12 protein-coding genes and 1 pseudogene are annotated in these 13,900 nt (G+C 68.7%); 6 read left to right on the top strand and 7 right to left on the bottom strand.

The window, feature by feature from the left end; all coding sequences use genetic code 11:
* Window positions 1-76 precede the first annotated feature (76 nt).
* Window positions 77-1,021 carry a GGDEF domain-containing protein gene (locus tag ACK5F2_RS15905; RefSeq protein WP_409866327.1) on the bottom strand — a complete coding sequence of 315 codons (945 nt, stop codon included), beginning with the start codon at window positions 1,019-1,021 and terminating at the stop codon, window positions 77-79.
* A 53-nt stretch (window positions 1,022-1,074) separates the two neighbouring features.
* On the bottom strand, window positions 1,075-2,571 hold the full coding sequence (locus ACK5F2_RS15900; protein WP_409866324.1) for an NAD-dependent succinate-semialdehyde dehydrogenase: 1,497 nt from the start codon (window positions 2,569-2,571) through the stop codon (window positions 1,075-1,077).
* A 124-nt stretch (window positions 2,572-2,695) separates the two neighbouring features.
* Here ACK5F2_RS15900 and alaS point away from each other — a divergent pair, with 124 nt between their 5' ends.
* Complete coding sequence (gene alaS / locus ACK5F2_RS15895; RefSeq protein ID WP_409866322.1) at window positions 2,696-5,404, top strand: alanine--tRNA ligase; 2,709 nt, start codon at window positions 2,696-2,698, stop codon at window positions 5,402-5,404.
* Between the two features lie 64 nt (window positions 5,405-5,468).
* Complete coding sequence (locus tag ACK5F2_RS15890; protein WP_409866320.1) at window positions 5,469-6,221, top strand: UPF0149 family protein; 753 nt, start codon at window positions 5,469-5,471, stop codon at window positions 6,219-6,221.
* Between the two features lie 24 nt (window positions 6,222-6,245).
* Here the strand turns inward: ACK5F2_RS15890 and ACK5F2_RS15885 are convergent, their stop codons facing one another.
* Window positions 6,246-6,731: an SET domain-containing protein gene (locus ACK5F2_RS15885; RefSeq protein ID WP_409866317.1), complete on the bottom strand. Its 486-nt coding sequence runs from the start codon at window positions 6,729-6,731 to the stop codon at window positions 6,246-6,248.
* A gap of 66 nt (window positions 6,732-6,797) precedes the next feature.
* Between ACK5F2_RS15885 and ACK5F2_RS15880 the strand changes: the two genes are divergently transcribed.
* The gene (locus ACK5F2_RS15880; RefSeq protein ID WP_409866314.1) at window positions 6,798-7,361 is read left to right on the top strand and encodes a GNAT family N-acetyltransferase; all 564 of its coding nucleotides are present in this window, start codon (window positions 6,798-6,800) and stop codon (window positions 7,359-7,361) included.
* Between the two features lie 55 nt (window positions 7,362-7,416).
* On the opposite strand, the gene ACK5F2_RS15875 is transcribed toward ACK5F2_RS15880, so the two are convergent.
* Complete coding sequence (locus ACK5F2_RS15875) at window positions 7,417-8,412, bottom strand: cytochrome d ubiquinol oxidase subunit II (RefSeq protein ID WP_409866330.1); 996 nt, start codon at window positions 8,410-8,412, stop codon at window positions 7,417-7,419.
* The gene (locus tag ACK5F2_RS15870; protein WP_409866312.1) at window positions 8,412-9,767 is read right to left on the bottom strand and encodes a cytochrome ubiquinol oxidase subunit I; all 1,356 of its coding nucleotides are present in this window, start codon (window positions 9,765-9,767) and stop codon (window positions 8,412-8,414) included. The genes ACK5F2_RS15875 and ACK5F2_RS15870 overlap by 1 nt, the downstream gene beginning before the upstream one ends.
* A 277-nt stretch (window positions 9,768-10,044) precedes the next feature.
* On the opposite strand from ACK5F2_RS15870, the gene ACK5F2_RS15865 reads away from it, so the two are divergent.
* From ACK5F2_RS15865 to ACK5F2_RS15855, 3 genes are read left to right on the top strand one after another with little or no spacing between them, the layout of a single operon-like run.
* Complete coding sequence (locus tag ACK5F2_RS15865; protein WP_409866309.1) at window positions 10,045-10,515, top strand: carboxymuconolactone decarboxylase family protein; 471 nt, start codon at window positions 10,045-10,047, stop codon at window positions 10,513-10,515.
* 4 nt (window positions 10,516-10,519) lie between these two features.
* Complete coding sequence (locus tag ACK5F2_RS15860; RefSeq protein ID WP_409866306.1) at window positions 10,520-11,110, top strand: GNAT family N-acetyltransferase; 591 nt, start codon at window positions 10,520-10,522, stop codon at window positions 11,108-11,110.
* Between the two features lie 33 nt (window positions 11,111-11,143).
* Window positions 11,144-11,608, top strand: a complete 465-nt coding sequence (locus ACK5F2_RS15855) for a CYTH domain-containing protein (RefSeq protein WP_409866303.1) — start codon at window positions 11,144-11,146, stop codon at window positions 11,606-11,608.
* Between the two features lie 12 nt (window positions 11,609-11,620).
* Here ACK5F2_RS15855 and ACK5F2_RS15850 read toward each other — a convergent pair whose 3' ends face one another.
* Both ACK5F2_RS15850 and ACK5F2_RS15845 read right to left on the bottom strand, forming a co-directional pair.
* The gene (locus ACK5F2_RS15850; protein WP_409866301.1) at window positions 11,621-13,213 is read right to left on the bottom strand and encodes an ABC transporter substrate-binding protein; all 1,593 of its coding nucleotides are present in this window, start codon (window positions 13,211-13,213) and stop codon (window positions 11,621-11,623) included.
* Between the two features lie 61 nt (window positions 13,214-13,274).
* Window positions 13,275-13,900 (bottom strand): annotated as a pseudogene (locus ACK5F2_RS15845) (penicillin-binding protein 1C); the annotation flags it as partial.

Genomic DNA, 13,900 nt, shown 5'->3' with positions numbered 1-13,900 from the left:
GAGCCTGGCGCTGGGCCTGGCCGGTCTGGCTTTGGGACGCCGCGCGCCCAAGCCCTAAGACTCAGGCCGATAAAACTCAGGCCGCCTGGAGCTGGCTGCGTGCCCGCCCCTGGCGCTTGGCCTCTTGCAGCTGGGCCTCGGCTGCCGCCATCAGCCCGGCGCCGTGATGGCGTGCTCCGGGCACGCAGACCACGCCGCCCACGCTCAGGCTCAAGCCGCCGCCCGGCACGCTGCTGTGCTCATGCGGGATGCGCAGGGAGCGCACCGCCTCCTCGAAGCGCTGGGCCACGCGCTCGGCGCCCGCCATCTCGGTCTCGGGCAGCAGCACGGCAAAGCGTGCCCCGCCCGCGCGGCAGACCAGATCGCCGGGACGCTTGAGCGAGCTGTGCAGGGCCACCGCCAGCCCGAGCAGGGCGTTGTCGCCGGCCTGGTGGCCCTGGTAGTGGTTGTAGAGCTTGAAGCAGTCCACATCGGCCAGCAGCAGGCCCAGCGGCGTGCCATTGCGCCGGCCGCGGTTGAGCTCGCACTCCAGCCGCTCATCGAAGTAGCGCCGGTTGTGCAGTCCGGTCAGCCCGTCCACAAAAGCCAGCTCGTGCAGCAGCTCGCCCTGCAGCTTGTGAGTCAGGTGGTTGCGCACCCGCCGTCGCAAGAGCACGGCCTGCCAGGGCGGACTCAGCAGATCCGCCGCCCCCGCTTCCAGGGCGCGGCGCTCGCCCGCCTCGTCCAGCGGCTGCTCGCACAAGAGCAGCACGGGCAGGGTCGCCAGGGCCGGGTCGCTCTTGAGCAAGCGGCACAGGGCCTCACCGCCCAGGTCGGGCAGGCCGGCGTGCAGCAGGGCCAGATCCGGCCACTGCGCCCGGGCCAGATCCAGGGCCTCGGCGCCGGAGCCGGCCCCGAACACCTCGCAGTCGTGCGCAAACAGGCTTTGCAGACGCTCCAGCTCCTGCGGCGCATCGTGTGCCAGCAACAGGCGCGGCGGGCGCCCCAGCAGCTCTCTGAAGTCCTGGGTCAGATCGTCCATGGTGACTCCTCTTGATCCAAGTCCCTCAGCCTACAGGCAGGGGCGAAGCCTCGCTACTTGTTGATGTCCCCCAAACAGAGGTACTTGAGCTCCACATAGTCCTCGATGCCATGCCGCGAGCCCTCACGCCCCAAGCCGCTTTGCTTGACGCCGCCAAAGGGCACCTCGGCCACCGAGATCAGGCCGGTGTTGATGCCCACCATGCCGTACTCCAGGGCTTCGCCCACCCGGAAGATGCGGCCGATATCGCGGCTGTAAAAGTAGCTGGCGAGACCGAACTCGGTGGCATTGGCCAGCTGCACCGCGTCGGCCTCGGTCTTGAAGCGGAAGACCGGGGCCACGGGGCCGAAGGTCTCCTCGCGCGAGCACAGCATCTGGGGCGAGGCATCGGCCAGCAGGGTGGGCTCGTAGAAGCGCTCGCCCAGGTCCGGCAGGCGGCGCCCGCCCGTCACCAGGCGCGCGCCCAGGGCCAGGGCATCGGCCACATGGGTCTCCACCTTGGCCACGGCCTGGTCGTCGATCAGCGGGCCCTGGTTGACGCCGGCCTCGAAGCCATTGCCCACCTTGATGCCCGCCACCTTGGCCGCCAGCTTCTCCACAAAGGCCTCGTAGACGCCCTCCTGCACATAGAAGCGGTTGGCGCAGACGCAGGTCTGGCCGGCATTGCGGTACTTGCTGGCCAGGGCGCCCTCGACGGCGCTGTCCAGATCGGCATCGTCAAAGACGATGAAGGGCGCATTGCCGCCCAGCTCCAGCGAAAGCTTCTTGATGGTGGGCGCGCATTGCGCCATCAGGATGCGGCCCACCTCGGTGGAGCCGGTGAAGGAGAGATGGCGCACCACATCGCTGGCGCAAAGCAGCTTGCCGATCTCCACCGAGGCCTCGGCGTCGCCGGTCAGCACATTCAGCACGCCCGAGGGCATGCCGGCGCGCTGGGCCAGCTCGGCCACGGCCAGGGCCGAGAGCGGCGTGGCCTCGGCCGGCTTGATGATGACCGAGCAGCCCGCGGCCAGGGCCGGCGCCACCTTGCGCGTGATCATGGCCACCGGGAAGTTCCAGGGCGTGATGGCCGCGCACACGCCCATGGGCTGCTTGAGCACCAGATAGCGCTTGCTGGGGTCGGTGGTGGGGATGGTCTCGCCATAGATGCGCTTGCCTTCCTCGGCAAACCAGTCGATGAAGCTGGCGCCGTAGATCACCTCGCCGCGCGCCTCGGCCAGGGGCTTGCCCTGCTCGGCCGTCATGATGCGGGCCAGGTCGTCGGCATGCTTGACCAGCAGTTGCTGCCAGCGCAAGAGGATGGCGGCGCGCTCCTTGGCCGTCTTGGCCCGCCACACGGCGAAGGCATTGTTGGCGGCGGCGATGGCGGCCTCCACCTCGGCCTGGCCCATGCTGGCCACATCGGCCAGATGCGCGCCGGTGGCGGGGTCGCTCACGGCAAAGGTGGCGCCGTTGCGCCCGGACACCCATTCGCCATTGATCAGGGCCTGGGTGCGAAGCAGGCTGGCGTCCTCCAGGGCGGCCAGGGGGCTGGTCTTGCTGCTGTCCATGCGGGGATCTCCTTGAGCGTGCACTCTACCGCGGCCAGGAGCCTGTCGCGGCGAAGGCCGCCCCTATAATCCAAAGCCCCGAAAAATCAAGCAGTTAGCTTGTCCTAAAGCGGAAAGCCCCGGAATGAAAGCAGCCGAGATTCGCCAGACATTTCTGAAGTTCTTCGAGTCCAAGGGACACCAGATCGTGGCCTCCAGCCCGGTCGTGCCCGGTGACGACCCGACGCTGCTCTTCACCAATGCGGGCATGAACCAGTTCAAGGACGTGTTCCTGGGCTTCGACAAGCGCGCCTACACCCGCGCCACCACCAGCCAGAAGTGCATCCGCGCCGGCGGCAAGCACAACGACCTGGACAACGTCGGCTACACCGCCCGCCACCACACCTTCTTCGAGATGCTGGGCAACTTCAGCTTCGGGGACTACTTCAAGCATGACGCCATTCAGTACGCCTGGGAGCTGCTGACCCAGCATTTCATGCTGCCGGCCGAGAAGCTCTGGGTCACGGTCTACGCCGAGGACGACGAGGCTTACGAGATCTGGAACAAGGTGGTGGGCGTGCCCGCCGAGCGCATCGTGCGCATCGGCGACAACAAGGGCGGCCGCTACATGTCCGACAACTTCTGGATGATGGGCGACACCGGCCCCTGCGGCCCCTGCACCGAGATCTTCTACGACCACGGCCCCGAGGTCGCTGGCGGCCCCCCGGGCAGCCCCAACGAGGACGGCGACCGCTATATCGAGATCTGGAACAACGTCTTCATGCAGTTCAACCGGACTGAAGACGGCGTGATGCATCGCCTGCCCAAGCCCAGCGTGGACACCGGCATGGGCCTGGAGCGCCTGGCCGCGGTGCTGCAGCATGTGCACTCGAACTACGAGATCGACACCTTTGTGGGCCTGATCGCGAGCGCAAAGCGGAGTGTAGAGAACGCATGCTCTACCGTGTCTGTTCCGCGGCTTCCCGGCGAATCCAATCAAGATTGGGACGCCAGAATCGCAAAGGAAACAGAAGGGGCACACGCCCGAGTGGACGCTAACTCGCCCTCGCTGAAGGTCATCGCCGACCATATCCGCGCCTGCTCCTTCACCATCGTGGACGGCGTGATCCCCGGCAACGAAGGCCGCGGCTATGTGCTGCGCCGCATCGCCCGCCGCGCCATCCGCCACGGCTACAAGCTGGGTGCGCGCAAGCCCTTCTTCCACCAGATCGTGGCCGAGCTGGTGAACCAGATGGGCGACGCCTACCCCGAGCTGCGCCAGGCCCAGACCCGCGTGACCGAGGTGCTCAAGCAGGAAGAGGAACGCTTCTTCCAGACCATCGCCAATGGCATGGAAATCCTGGAAGCCGCCCTGGCCCAGGGCCACAGCCAGGTGGACGGCGAGACCGCCTTCAAGCTGCACGACACCTACGGCTTCCCGGTGGACCTGACCGCCGACGTCTGCCGCGAGCGCGGCGTCACGGTGGACCAGGCCGGCTTCGAGGCCGCCATGAACCGCCAGCGCGAGCAGGCCCGTGCGGCCGGCAAGTTCAAGATGGCCGCCGGCCTGGAATACCAGGGCACGCCCACCGCCTTCCACGGCTATGAGCACCTGGTCTGCGAGACCAGCAAGGTCACGGCCGTCTATGTGGACGGCGCCCTGGTGGCCGAGGCCCGGGCCGGTGATGACGCCGTGGTGGTGCTGGACCACACCCCCTTCTACGCCGAGAGCGGCGGCCAGGTGGGCGACCAGGGCGAGCTGCGCAACAACACGAGCCGCTTCGTGGTGGAAGACACCGTGAAGATCCAGGCCGATGTCTTCGGCCACCATGGCCGCGTGCTGGAAGGCACGATCAAGGCGGGTGATGTGTTCGCGGCCAAGGTCAATGCCGAGGCCCGCGCCAAGACCGTTCGCAACCACAGTGCCACCCACCTGATGCACAAGGCCCTGCGCGAGGTGCTGGGCGCCCATGTGCAGCAAAAGGGTTCGCTGGTGAATGCCGAGCGCACCCGCTTCGACTTCGCGCACAACGCGCCGATGAGCCCCGAGGAGATCAAGAAGGTCGAGGCCATCGTCAACGCCGAGATCCTGGCCAATGCCGGTGCCAAGGCCGAGGTGATGGCTCTGGACGACGCACAGAAGAGCGGCGCGATGATGCTCTTCGGCGAGAAGTACGGCGAGACCGTGCGCGTGCTCTCCATCGGTTCCTCCAAGGAACTCTGCGGCGGCACCCATGTCAAGGCCACCGGTGATATCGGCCTGTTCAAGATCGTGGCCGAAGGCGGCGTGGCCGCCGGCGTGCGCCGCGTGGAAGCCGTGACGGGTGACAACGCCCTGGCCTATCTGCAGCAGCTGGAAAGCACGGTCAATGCCGTGGCGGGCACGCTCAAGACAGCGCCTGCCGAGCTGGAGCCCCGCATCCATGCCGTGCTGGACCAGGTCAAGGCCCTGGAGAAGGAATTGGCCGCCGCCAAGAGCAAGCTGGCCTCGGCCCAGGGCGACGAGCTGCTGAGTCAGGCCGTGGACGTCAAGGGTCTGAAGGTGCTGGCCGCCACCCTGGTGGGCGCCGATGCCAAGACCCTGCGCGAGACCATGGACAAGCTCAAGGACAAGCTCAAGACCGCGGCAATAGTGCTGGCCGCGGTGGATGGCGACAAGGTCCAGCTGGCCGCCGGCGTCACCGCCGACAGCGTGGCCAAGGTCAAGGCCGGCGAGCTGGTCAACTTTGTGGCCCAGCAGGTGGGCGGCAAGGGCGGCGGCAAGCCCGATATGGCCATGGCCGGCGGCACCGACGCCAAGGCCCTGCCCGCGGCCCTGGCCAGCGTGCAGGCCTGGGTTGGCGAACGCCTCTGAGGTCATAGAGAGAAATCACCAGCGAGGGCCCCGCACGGGCCCTTGTTTTTTTCTGGAGTAGCGCATGAACATGAACGACAACACCGACGGTTCGCAGGACGATCTGCCCGAGCTGGACCACGAGAACGCGGAGCGCCTCGCCGCCCTGCTGCATGTGCTGGCCGCCGCGGCCGATGAAGACGCCCCCGCCGTCACCATCGACACCCTGGACGGCTATCTGCACGCCCTGCAGGTGGGCCCCTTCGAGGCCGCGCCGGCCGATGCCATGGACGCCCTGTTTGGCGAGGACTGGCCCGCGCCCCTGGCCGAGCAGGAACAGCTGGACGCCTTCATGGACGCCCTGCACCTGCGCTGGAACGAGATCGGCGAGAGCCTGGCCCCCCAGGGCCTGATCGAGGATCCCGAGGCCATGCGCCTGAGCCCGCTGATCACCGAGTTCGACGAGGACACCAAGGCCGCACTGCTGGCCCAGGGCGTGCTCAAGCCCGAGCTGCTGGAGCGCCTGCCGGCCGCCGGCCAGATGTGGGTGGAGGGCTTTATGCAGGCCGTGCAGGACGGCGAGGCCGACTGGCAGGTCTTCGAGGAAGGCAGCGAGCCGGCCCAGATGCTGGACGCCATGCTGATGTCGGTGGCCGCCGTGGCCCTGCCCGAGGGCCCGCAGCGCCAGGCTTATATCGCCGAGGCCTATGACGAGGACGTGCAGGTGGACCAGCATGTGCTGATCGACGACGCCCTGTTCTCCGTGCAGGACCTGCGCCTGTTCTGGCTGCAGGAAGGCGCGCCGCCGGACGAAGACGAGTCCGACGAGCAGGCCTGATTACCCTGCCCTCTAGAGCCGCCTCTAGAGCCGCCCCGAGCAGTTCGGGGCGCCGCAGCGGCAGCGCAGCCGCCCCTCGTGGTGGCTGTCGCCGTAGTGGCAGGTGATCTCCTCGCCCGGCGCGATCTCGCGCAGGGCATAGAACTCCACCCGCCCCTGGCGGATGCGCAGCACCGCATTGGGCCCGCAGCTGTGGTTGATATTGCGCAGGGGCTCGGGAGAGTCGGTCGCATCCACGGCCCGGGTCTCCGAGACCTCCACGATATGCACCCGCGCCCGCCCCTTGGCGCGGCGCCGCGCCTCGCGCACCGAGATGGATTCGCCACGCATCTCGCCGATCTTGCGCCGCGCGGGAATGGTCTCCTCGGCGAACACCCCCAGGCCGTCGATGCGGCTGGGCCCGGCCCGCAGCGCAAAGCGCAGCGCCGGCTGGGGCTGGCCGCGCGCGGCGGCAGGCACCACCGGCTCGGGCTGGGATGCGGGATGATCGAGGGCAGTCAGTCGGGGCATGGACCACATTTTCGCCCCGCTTGATGCTGTTGCGCGGTCCGCCCCAATATCCAAGGAGAGAAGAAGATGCACAAGCCCCCCAACGGCCTCGAGATCCGCCGCAGCCAGGTTGGCGACGCCGCCGCCATGGCCCAGCTGATGAGCCATCCCGAGGTGCTGCCGGGCCTGCTGCAAATGCCTTATGGCAGCGAGGAGCAGTGGAAGCAGCGCCTCACGGACAATCTGGCGCCAGCACGCAGCCAGGATCTGCAGCTGGTGGCCCTGCTCGACGGCCGGGTGGTAGGCAGCGCTGGCCTGATGCTGGCCAATCCCTCACCCAGGCGCCGCCATGTGATGCATCTGGGCATGGCCGTGCTGCCCGAAGCCCAGGGCCGCGGCGTGGGCGGCGCCCTGATGAGCGCCTTGCTGGACTACGCCGACCACTGGGCCCATGTGCTGCGGGTGGAGCTGGGCGTGTTCGTGGACAACGAGCGCGCCATCCGGCTCTACCAGCGCCACGGTTTCGAGATCGAGGGCCGCCAGCGCGCCTATGCCCTGGTGAACGGCCGCTATGTGGACAGCTATTGCATGGCGCGCCTGCACCCGCAGCCGCCGCAGTGGCCGGGGCCGGCGGATTCACCCTCGGCCTGAGTAGAGGGCCTGGAGCCCCTTGAGGCCCGGGTCCACGCGGCCCGGGCCGCAGGGCTCAGCCGTAGTGCAGCTCGCCCGCCTTGCCCCAGAACACCCGGTAGGCAAAGGCCGTGTAGGCCAGGATCACCGGCACGCTGATCGCACAGCCCACCAGAATGAAGCGCAGCGAGGCCGGCGCGGCGGCGGCCTCCCAGGCCGTCATGCGGTCCACCATCACATAGGGGTAGAGGCTGTAGGCCAGGCCGAAGAAGCCCAGCACCATCACCGCCACCGTCAGCGCAAAGGGCAGCCAGCACAGCTTGCCCAGCACCCGGCTGGAGTTGAGCTGGGCGCGCAGCACCAGCAGGGCCAAGCCGCACATCAGGGGGATGGGCATCAGGGCGATCAGGCCCGGCATCTGGAACCAGCGCTCGCGCACCGTGGGGCTGACCCAGGGCGTGGCCACCGAGATCAGGGCCAGGCCCAGCACCACGGCCGGCCAGGCCTGCTTGGCCCGCGCCAGGGCCAGGCGCTGCAGCGCGCCCTCGGTCTTCATCAGCAGCCAGCCCGCACCCAGCAGGGCATAGGCCGACGCCAGGGCCAGGGCGATAGCCGCGGCGAAGAGATCAAAAGCCCAGCCGCTCTGCAGCCCCGTGATGTAACGCCCCAGCATCCAGCCCTGGGCCAGGGCCGCCAAGAGGGAGCCGGCCATGAAGGCCCGGTTCCACAGCGGCTTCCACTGCGCGTCTACCTTCACCCGGAAGTCAAAGGCCACGCCGCGCAGGATCAGGCCCAGCAGCATCAGGCACACCGGCAGGTAGAGCGCATTGAGGATGAGCCCTTGGGCCTTTGGGAAGGCGATCAGCAGCGTGCCCACGCCCAGCACCAGCCAGGTCTCGTTGGCGTCCCAGAAGGGGCCGATGGAGGCCACCATGCGGTCCTTGTGCGCATCGCTGGCGCCCACCATCAGCAGGCCCACGCCCAGGTCATAGCCGTCCAGCACCACATAGATCAGCATGGCCAGGCCCATCAGGCCCAGGAAGATCAGGGGCATGGCATGGTCGAGGTTCATCATGCACGACTCCCGGCGTTCAGGACGGGCCTTGCCACCGCGGCGCCGCCGTACTCCGCGGCGGGCTGCTCCGCCAGGCGCTTGACCACGGCCACATAGGCCAGCAGCAGGGCTAGATACAGGCTCAGATAGCCAGCCAGGCTGGCGGCAATGGTGCTGCCGGGCGTGGTGGAGGCCACCTCGGCGGTGCGCAGCAGGCCGTAGACGATGAAGGGCTGGCGGCCGATCTCGGTCACATACCAGCCGGCCAGCGTGGCGCCCCAGCCCGAGAAGCTCATCAGGGCCAGGCCCCAGAGCCAGGGCCGTGGCAGACCCAGGGCGCCGCGGCGGCGCAGCAGCCACAGCCCGCCCCAGCTGAAGACCAGCATGAGAATGCCCAGGCCCACCATCAGGCGAAAGCCGTAGAACAGCGGCGCCACCGGCGGGTGCGCGCCGCGGAACTCGTCCAGGCCACGGATCTCGCCCTCGGCCTCGTGGGTGAGGATCAGGCTGGCCAGCTTGGGGATGCCCAGGGCGTAGTCATTGCGGCGCTCGGCCTCATTGGGCACCGCAAAGAGCAGCAGGGGCGCACCGCGCTCGGTCTGCCACACGCCCTCCATGGCGGCGATCTTGGCCGGCTGGTGCTTGAGTGTGTTCAGGCCGTGCAGATCGCCCACCAGGATCTGCAGCGGGATCAGCACGGCCCCCAGGACCAGACCCAGGCGCAGCACCGGCACGGTGTGGGCCTGCACCCGGCCCTTGAGCAGTTGCCAGGCGCTCACGCCGGCCAGGAAGAAGGCCACCGTCAGGCCCGAGGCCAGCAGCTTGTGCGTGAGCCGGTAGGGCAGCGAGGGATTGAAGATCACGGCCCACCAGCTCAGGGCGTGGAACTCGCCGTTGATGATCTCGTAGCCCTGGGGCGTCTGCATCCAGGAGTTCAGGCTCAGGATCCAGAAGGCGCTGAGCGTGGTGCCGAAGGCCACCAGAAAGGTGGCCCACAGATGCACCCGCTCACTGACCCTCCCATGGCCGAAGAGCATCACGCCCAGAAAGCCCGCCTCCAGAAAGAAGGCGGTGAGCACCTCGTAGCCCAGCAGGGGGCCGGCGATATTGCCGGCCCGCTCCATGAAGCCCGGCCAGTTGGTGCCGAACTGGAAGCTCATGGTGATGCCGCTGACCACGCCCAGCGCAAAGCTCAGCGCGAAGACCTTGGTCCAGAAGCGGTAGGCCGTGAGCCAGTGCGCCTGGCCGCTGCGCAGCCAGCGCCAGCGCATGAAGAGCAGCACCCAGCCCAGGGCGATGGTGATGGTGGGGAAGAGGATGTGGAAGCTGATGTTGGCAGCGAACTGCATCCGGGCGAGCATCAGCGCATCCATGGACGAGCCTCCGATGGATGGACATATGCCGCGGTGGCGGCGAAACGGTTCAGGGCGGCTCGGGCCCAGCGCCTCTTCTGCACAAACAACTCCTTGCGCTGACTCAATAGCTCATCATTCTTCGCAAGCAAGCGCCTTTGCGCGATTGGACAAATTGCCTTTGGACAAACTGTCCTGGGTCAATTTGCCGCAGGCGCGCTGGCCCCGCACCCGCCACAAAGCGGCGCCGGGGTGCGCGCCATAATCGCCGCCCAGACCTCAACAAAGCGCCGCAGCCATGAGCACCAGTCCCCGCATCGACCGCCCCGAATTCGCCGCCCTCACCCCGGGCGTGAGCGAAGCCCTGCTGGCCCTGGGCAAGGCCCTCAAGGCCTCGGGCTTGGGAGACGATCTTCTGGAGCTGATCAAGCTGCGCGCTTCCCAGCTCAATGGCTGCGCCTTCTGCCTGCAGTTCCATCTGAATGTGGCGCGACAGCTGGGCATGGACGCGCCGCGCCTGGACCTGCTGTCGGCCTGGCGCGAGGCCCCCGTCTACAGCGAGCGCGAGCGCATCGCCCTGGAATGGACCGAGGCCCTGACCCTGGCTGCGCAGGGAGGCCCGGACGACACGCTGTACGCCAAGGCCCTGGCCGAGTTTGGCGCGGCCGGCCTGAGCTATCTGACCGCCGCCATTGCCAATATCAACGCCTGGAACCGTATCGCCCTGGGCTTGCGTTTCGCACCGCCCATCCCCAAGACAGCGGCCTGAGCGCGTGAACGCTGTCCCGCCCCTGGAACTGCGGACCCAGCGTCTGCTGCTGCGTGCCCCCTCGGTGGCACTGGCTGCGGCGGTGTGCGACTACCAGCGCCGCAACAGCGCCCACTTCGCGCCTTGGGACCCGCCCTACCCGCCGGACTTCCTGGAGCTGGAGGCCACGGCCCTGCGTCTGGCACAGGGCGAGGCCGCGTTTGCAGCGGGCACGACCTGGCGCTACTGGTTCAGTCTGAAGGAAGAACCGGAGCGCATCGTCGGCCAGGCCCAGCTCAGCCAGCCCTCACGCGGCCCCTTCCAGAATGTGGTCCTGGGCTACAGCCTGGATCAGGCGGCCCAGGGCCAGGGCCTGATGCGCGAGGCGCTGCGCGCCCTGCTGGATTTGGCGTTTGGGCCGGTGCTGGACCTGCACCGCGTGCAGGCCGCGGTACGCCCCGACAACCACCGCAGCCGCGCCGTGCTCCAGGCCCTGGGCTTTGTGCAGGAAGGCCTGTCGCGGCGCTATCTCTTCATCGACGGCGCCTGGCGCGACCACGAGGTCTGGGCCCTGCTCAACCCGCACTGGCCCGACGGGCGCGCGCCACGCGGCTGATGGCCACGCTGGGGGCGCGTTAGCATGCGCCCCATGGGGATAGAGATCGAACGCAAATTCCTGGTGCGCGGCCAAGGCTGGCGCCAGGGCCAGGCCCAGCGCTACAGCCAGGGCTATCTGAACCGCGCCGCCGAGCGCACGGTGCGGGTGCGCATCGCCGGCGAGCAGGCCTTTCTGACCATCAAGGGGCGCAGCCAGGGCGCGAGCCGGCTGGAGTTCGAATACGCCGTGCCGCTGGCCGATGCCCAGGCCCTGCTCCAGCTCTGCGAGGGCCCGCTGATCGAGAAGACGCGCTACACCCTGGAGCAGGACGGGCTGCGCTGGGAGGTGGACGAGTTCCACGGCGAGAACGCCGGCCTGGTGCTGGCCGAGGTGGAACTGGCCAGCGAAGACCAGGCCATCACCCGCCCGGACTGGCTGGGCGAGGAAGTCACCGGCGACGAGCGCTACTACAACAGCCGCCTGAGCGAGCAGCCCTTCGGCCGCTGGCCGCGCTAAAGCCGCGCCGGCTCAGTCCAGCCGTACCCAGCGCAGCTCCAGCATGCCGTTGGGCCATTGCACGGCCTGCACCTGGGGCTTCATCACCCAGCTGTGCTTGATGCGGTAGAGCGGCAGGAGGGGCAGGTCTTGCTGCATCAGCTGCAGGGCCTCGCCCACGCGGCGGCGGCGCTGGGCCAGATCGGGCTCGGTGGCGATGGCGTCGATGATTTCGTCCAGGCGCGCATTGCTGTAGCGCCCGGCATTGAAGGCGCCGCTCACCCGGGCGTCATAGGTCCGCACCAGGGCATTGAGCACATTCCAGGCATCCACGCCGGGCGACCATCCAAACTCCAGCAGGCTGCCCGTGGCCTGGCTCAGCTTGGGAAAGAAGCTGCTGCTGGGCAGGGCGCTGAAATTAGCGCGTATGCCCACCTTCTGCAGCATGGCCGCCATGGCCTGGCAGGCCGCCTGACGGTAGGACACATTCACGCAGTCAAAGGCCACCGAGAAGCCCTGCGGATAGCCGGCCTCGGCCAGCAGGCGCCGCGCCAGCGCGGGGTCGTGGGGCAGGCGCTTGTCCAGCTCAGGCAGGGCCCCATCCACCAGGGATGAGAGATGGGCGCCCGTGGGCACGGCCTGACCGCGCAGCACCTGGCGCACGAGCAGGTCCATGTCCAGGGCGTGATAGACGGCGCGGCGCACGCGCAGGTCCTTGAAGGGGTTGCGGCCCTTGATATCGCTGCCCGGCAGCTCATCGCGGTGCTGGTCAAAGGCCAGGTACTGGGTGCCGATATCGGCCGTCTCCATCAGCTTGAGGCTGCCCTCCTGGCGCAGCCGCCCCACGTCCTGGAAGGGCGGGTCGATCACGAAGTCCACCTGGCCGGAGCGCAGGGCTGCCAGGCGGGTGGCATCGGACTGGATCACCTGGTAGTGGGCCTCGTCCAGATTGCCGCGGTGGCTGGCGCGGCCCCACCAGTCCGGGTGGGCCTGCAGCTGGGTCTGCACATCGGCCTCGTAGCGCTTGAGCATGAAGGGGCCGGTGCCCATGGCCTGGCGCACGGCCGGCGTCTCCTGCTTGGCGTTGTAGTCCTGCGGCTTGGCCACACCCAGCTTCTCGCTCCAGGCCTTGCTCATCATCGCGATCAGCCAGAACTTCTCGGGCAGCAGGGCGTCGGGCGCGGCCAGCAGCACGTCCACGGTGAGCGCATCCACCTTGCGCGCGCCCAGCACGCCACGCAGCTGGGTGGCGCGCTGCGACTCGCGCTGCAGGGCCCGCTCGATGGAGAAGACCACATCGTCGGCGGTGAAGGCGCTGCCGTCGTGGAACTTCACGCCCGGGCGCAGCTTGAAGCGCCAGGTCCTGGCACCCTGCTGGGACCAGGAGAGGGCCAGCGCGGGCGCGAGGCGAAACTGCTCGTCGCGGTTGACCAGGCCCTCGTAGATCTGCGTCACCACCCGCGAGTGGTAGACCAGGGCCAGGGCATGCGGGTCCATGGTCTGCGGATCGAAGGCGCTGGCAAAGCGCAGCAGCTTCTGAGCCTGGGCGCCCAGGGCGGTGCCACCCAGGGCCAGCAGCAGCATCAGGACGCGAGCATGCCGCCGGCCGCTCATGGAAATGCGCATCAAGCCTCTCCCCTGCCCCGTCCAACGGGGTCGTGAACGGCAGTATGCGCGCCGCGCCGGCTCAGCGAACCTGCTTCAAACCCGCACCCCGCACCTCGAAGCGCACGCTCTGCAAGATCTGACCCCGCGGGTCCAGCAACTGCAGCTGGTGCCGCCCCGGCCAGGGCGACCAGGCCAGGCGGGCGCCCTGTCCCAGGCGCCGGCCATTGAGCATCCAGGTGCCGGCCTGGCCCTCGAAGAGCAGACGTTGGGCGGCGGGCGGGATGTCCGGGTCGAGCGCGTAGATGGTGCCGTCCACCGGGTTGGCAATGCCCGCCAGCACCGGCGCGCGGGTCTGGGCGCCAGCACGCATCACCGCCTGCTCGGTGCCGCGCACAAACCACTCGGGCCTCCCTGGCTCGCCCACGCCCTCGAAGCGCACCGGCAGGCGCAGCAGGCCCGGCGGCGCTTTAGGCGCGCGGGCCGGTCGGCCCTCGTGCAGGGCGGCCATCAGCGTGGCCCAGACGGGCGCGGCCCCGCTCACGCCGCTCACGCCATGCATGGGCTCGCCGCTGGCCTTGCCCACCCAGACGCCCACGGTGTAGCGGTCGCTGAAGCCCAGGCACCAGTTGTCGCGCAGGTCCTTGCTGGTGCCGGTCTTGACCGCCGCCCAGCCGCGCGTGGCCAGATCGCTGCCCAGGCCGAAGG

It is taken from the genome of Roseateles sp. (genome assembly GCF_046300915.1).
Classification (GTDB): domain Bacteria; phylum Pseudomonadota; class Gammaproteobacteria; order Burkholderiales; family Burkholderiaceae_C; genus Kinneretia.
Note: the sequence above shows the minus strand (reverse complement) of the source record. Positions and strands in the feature narration are given on the sequence as shown.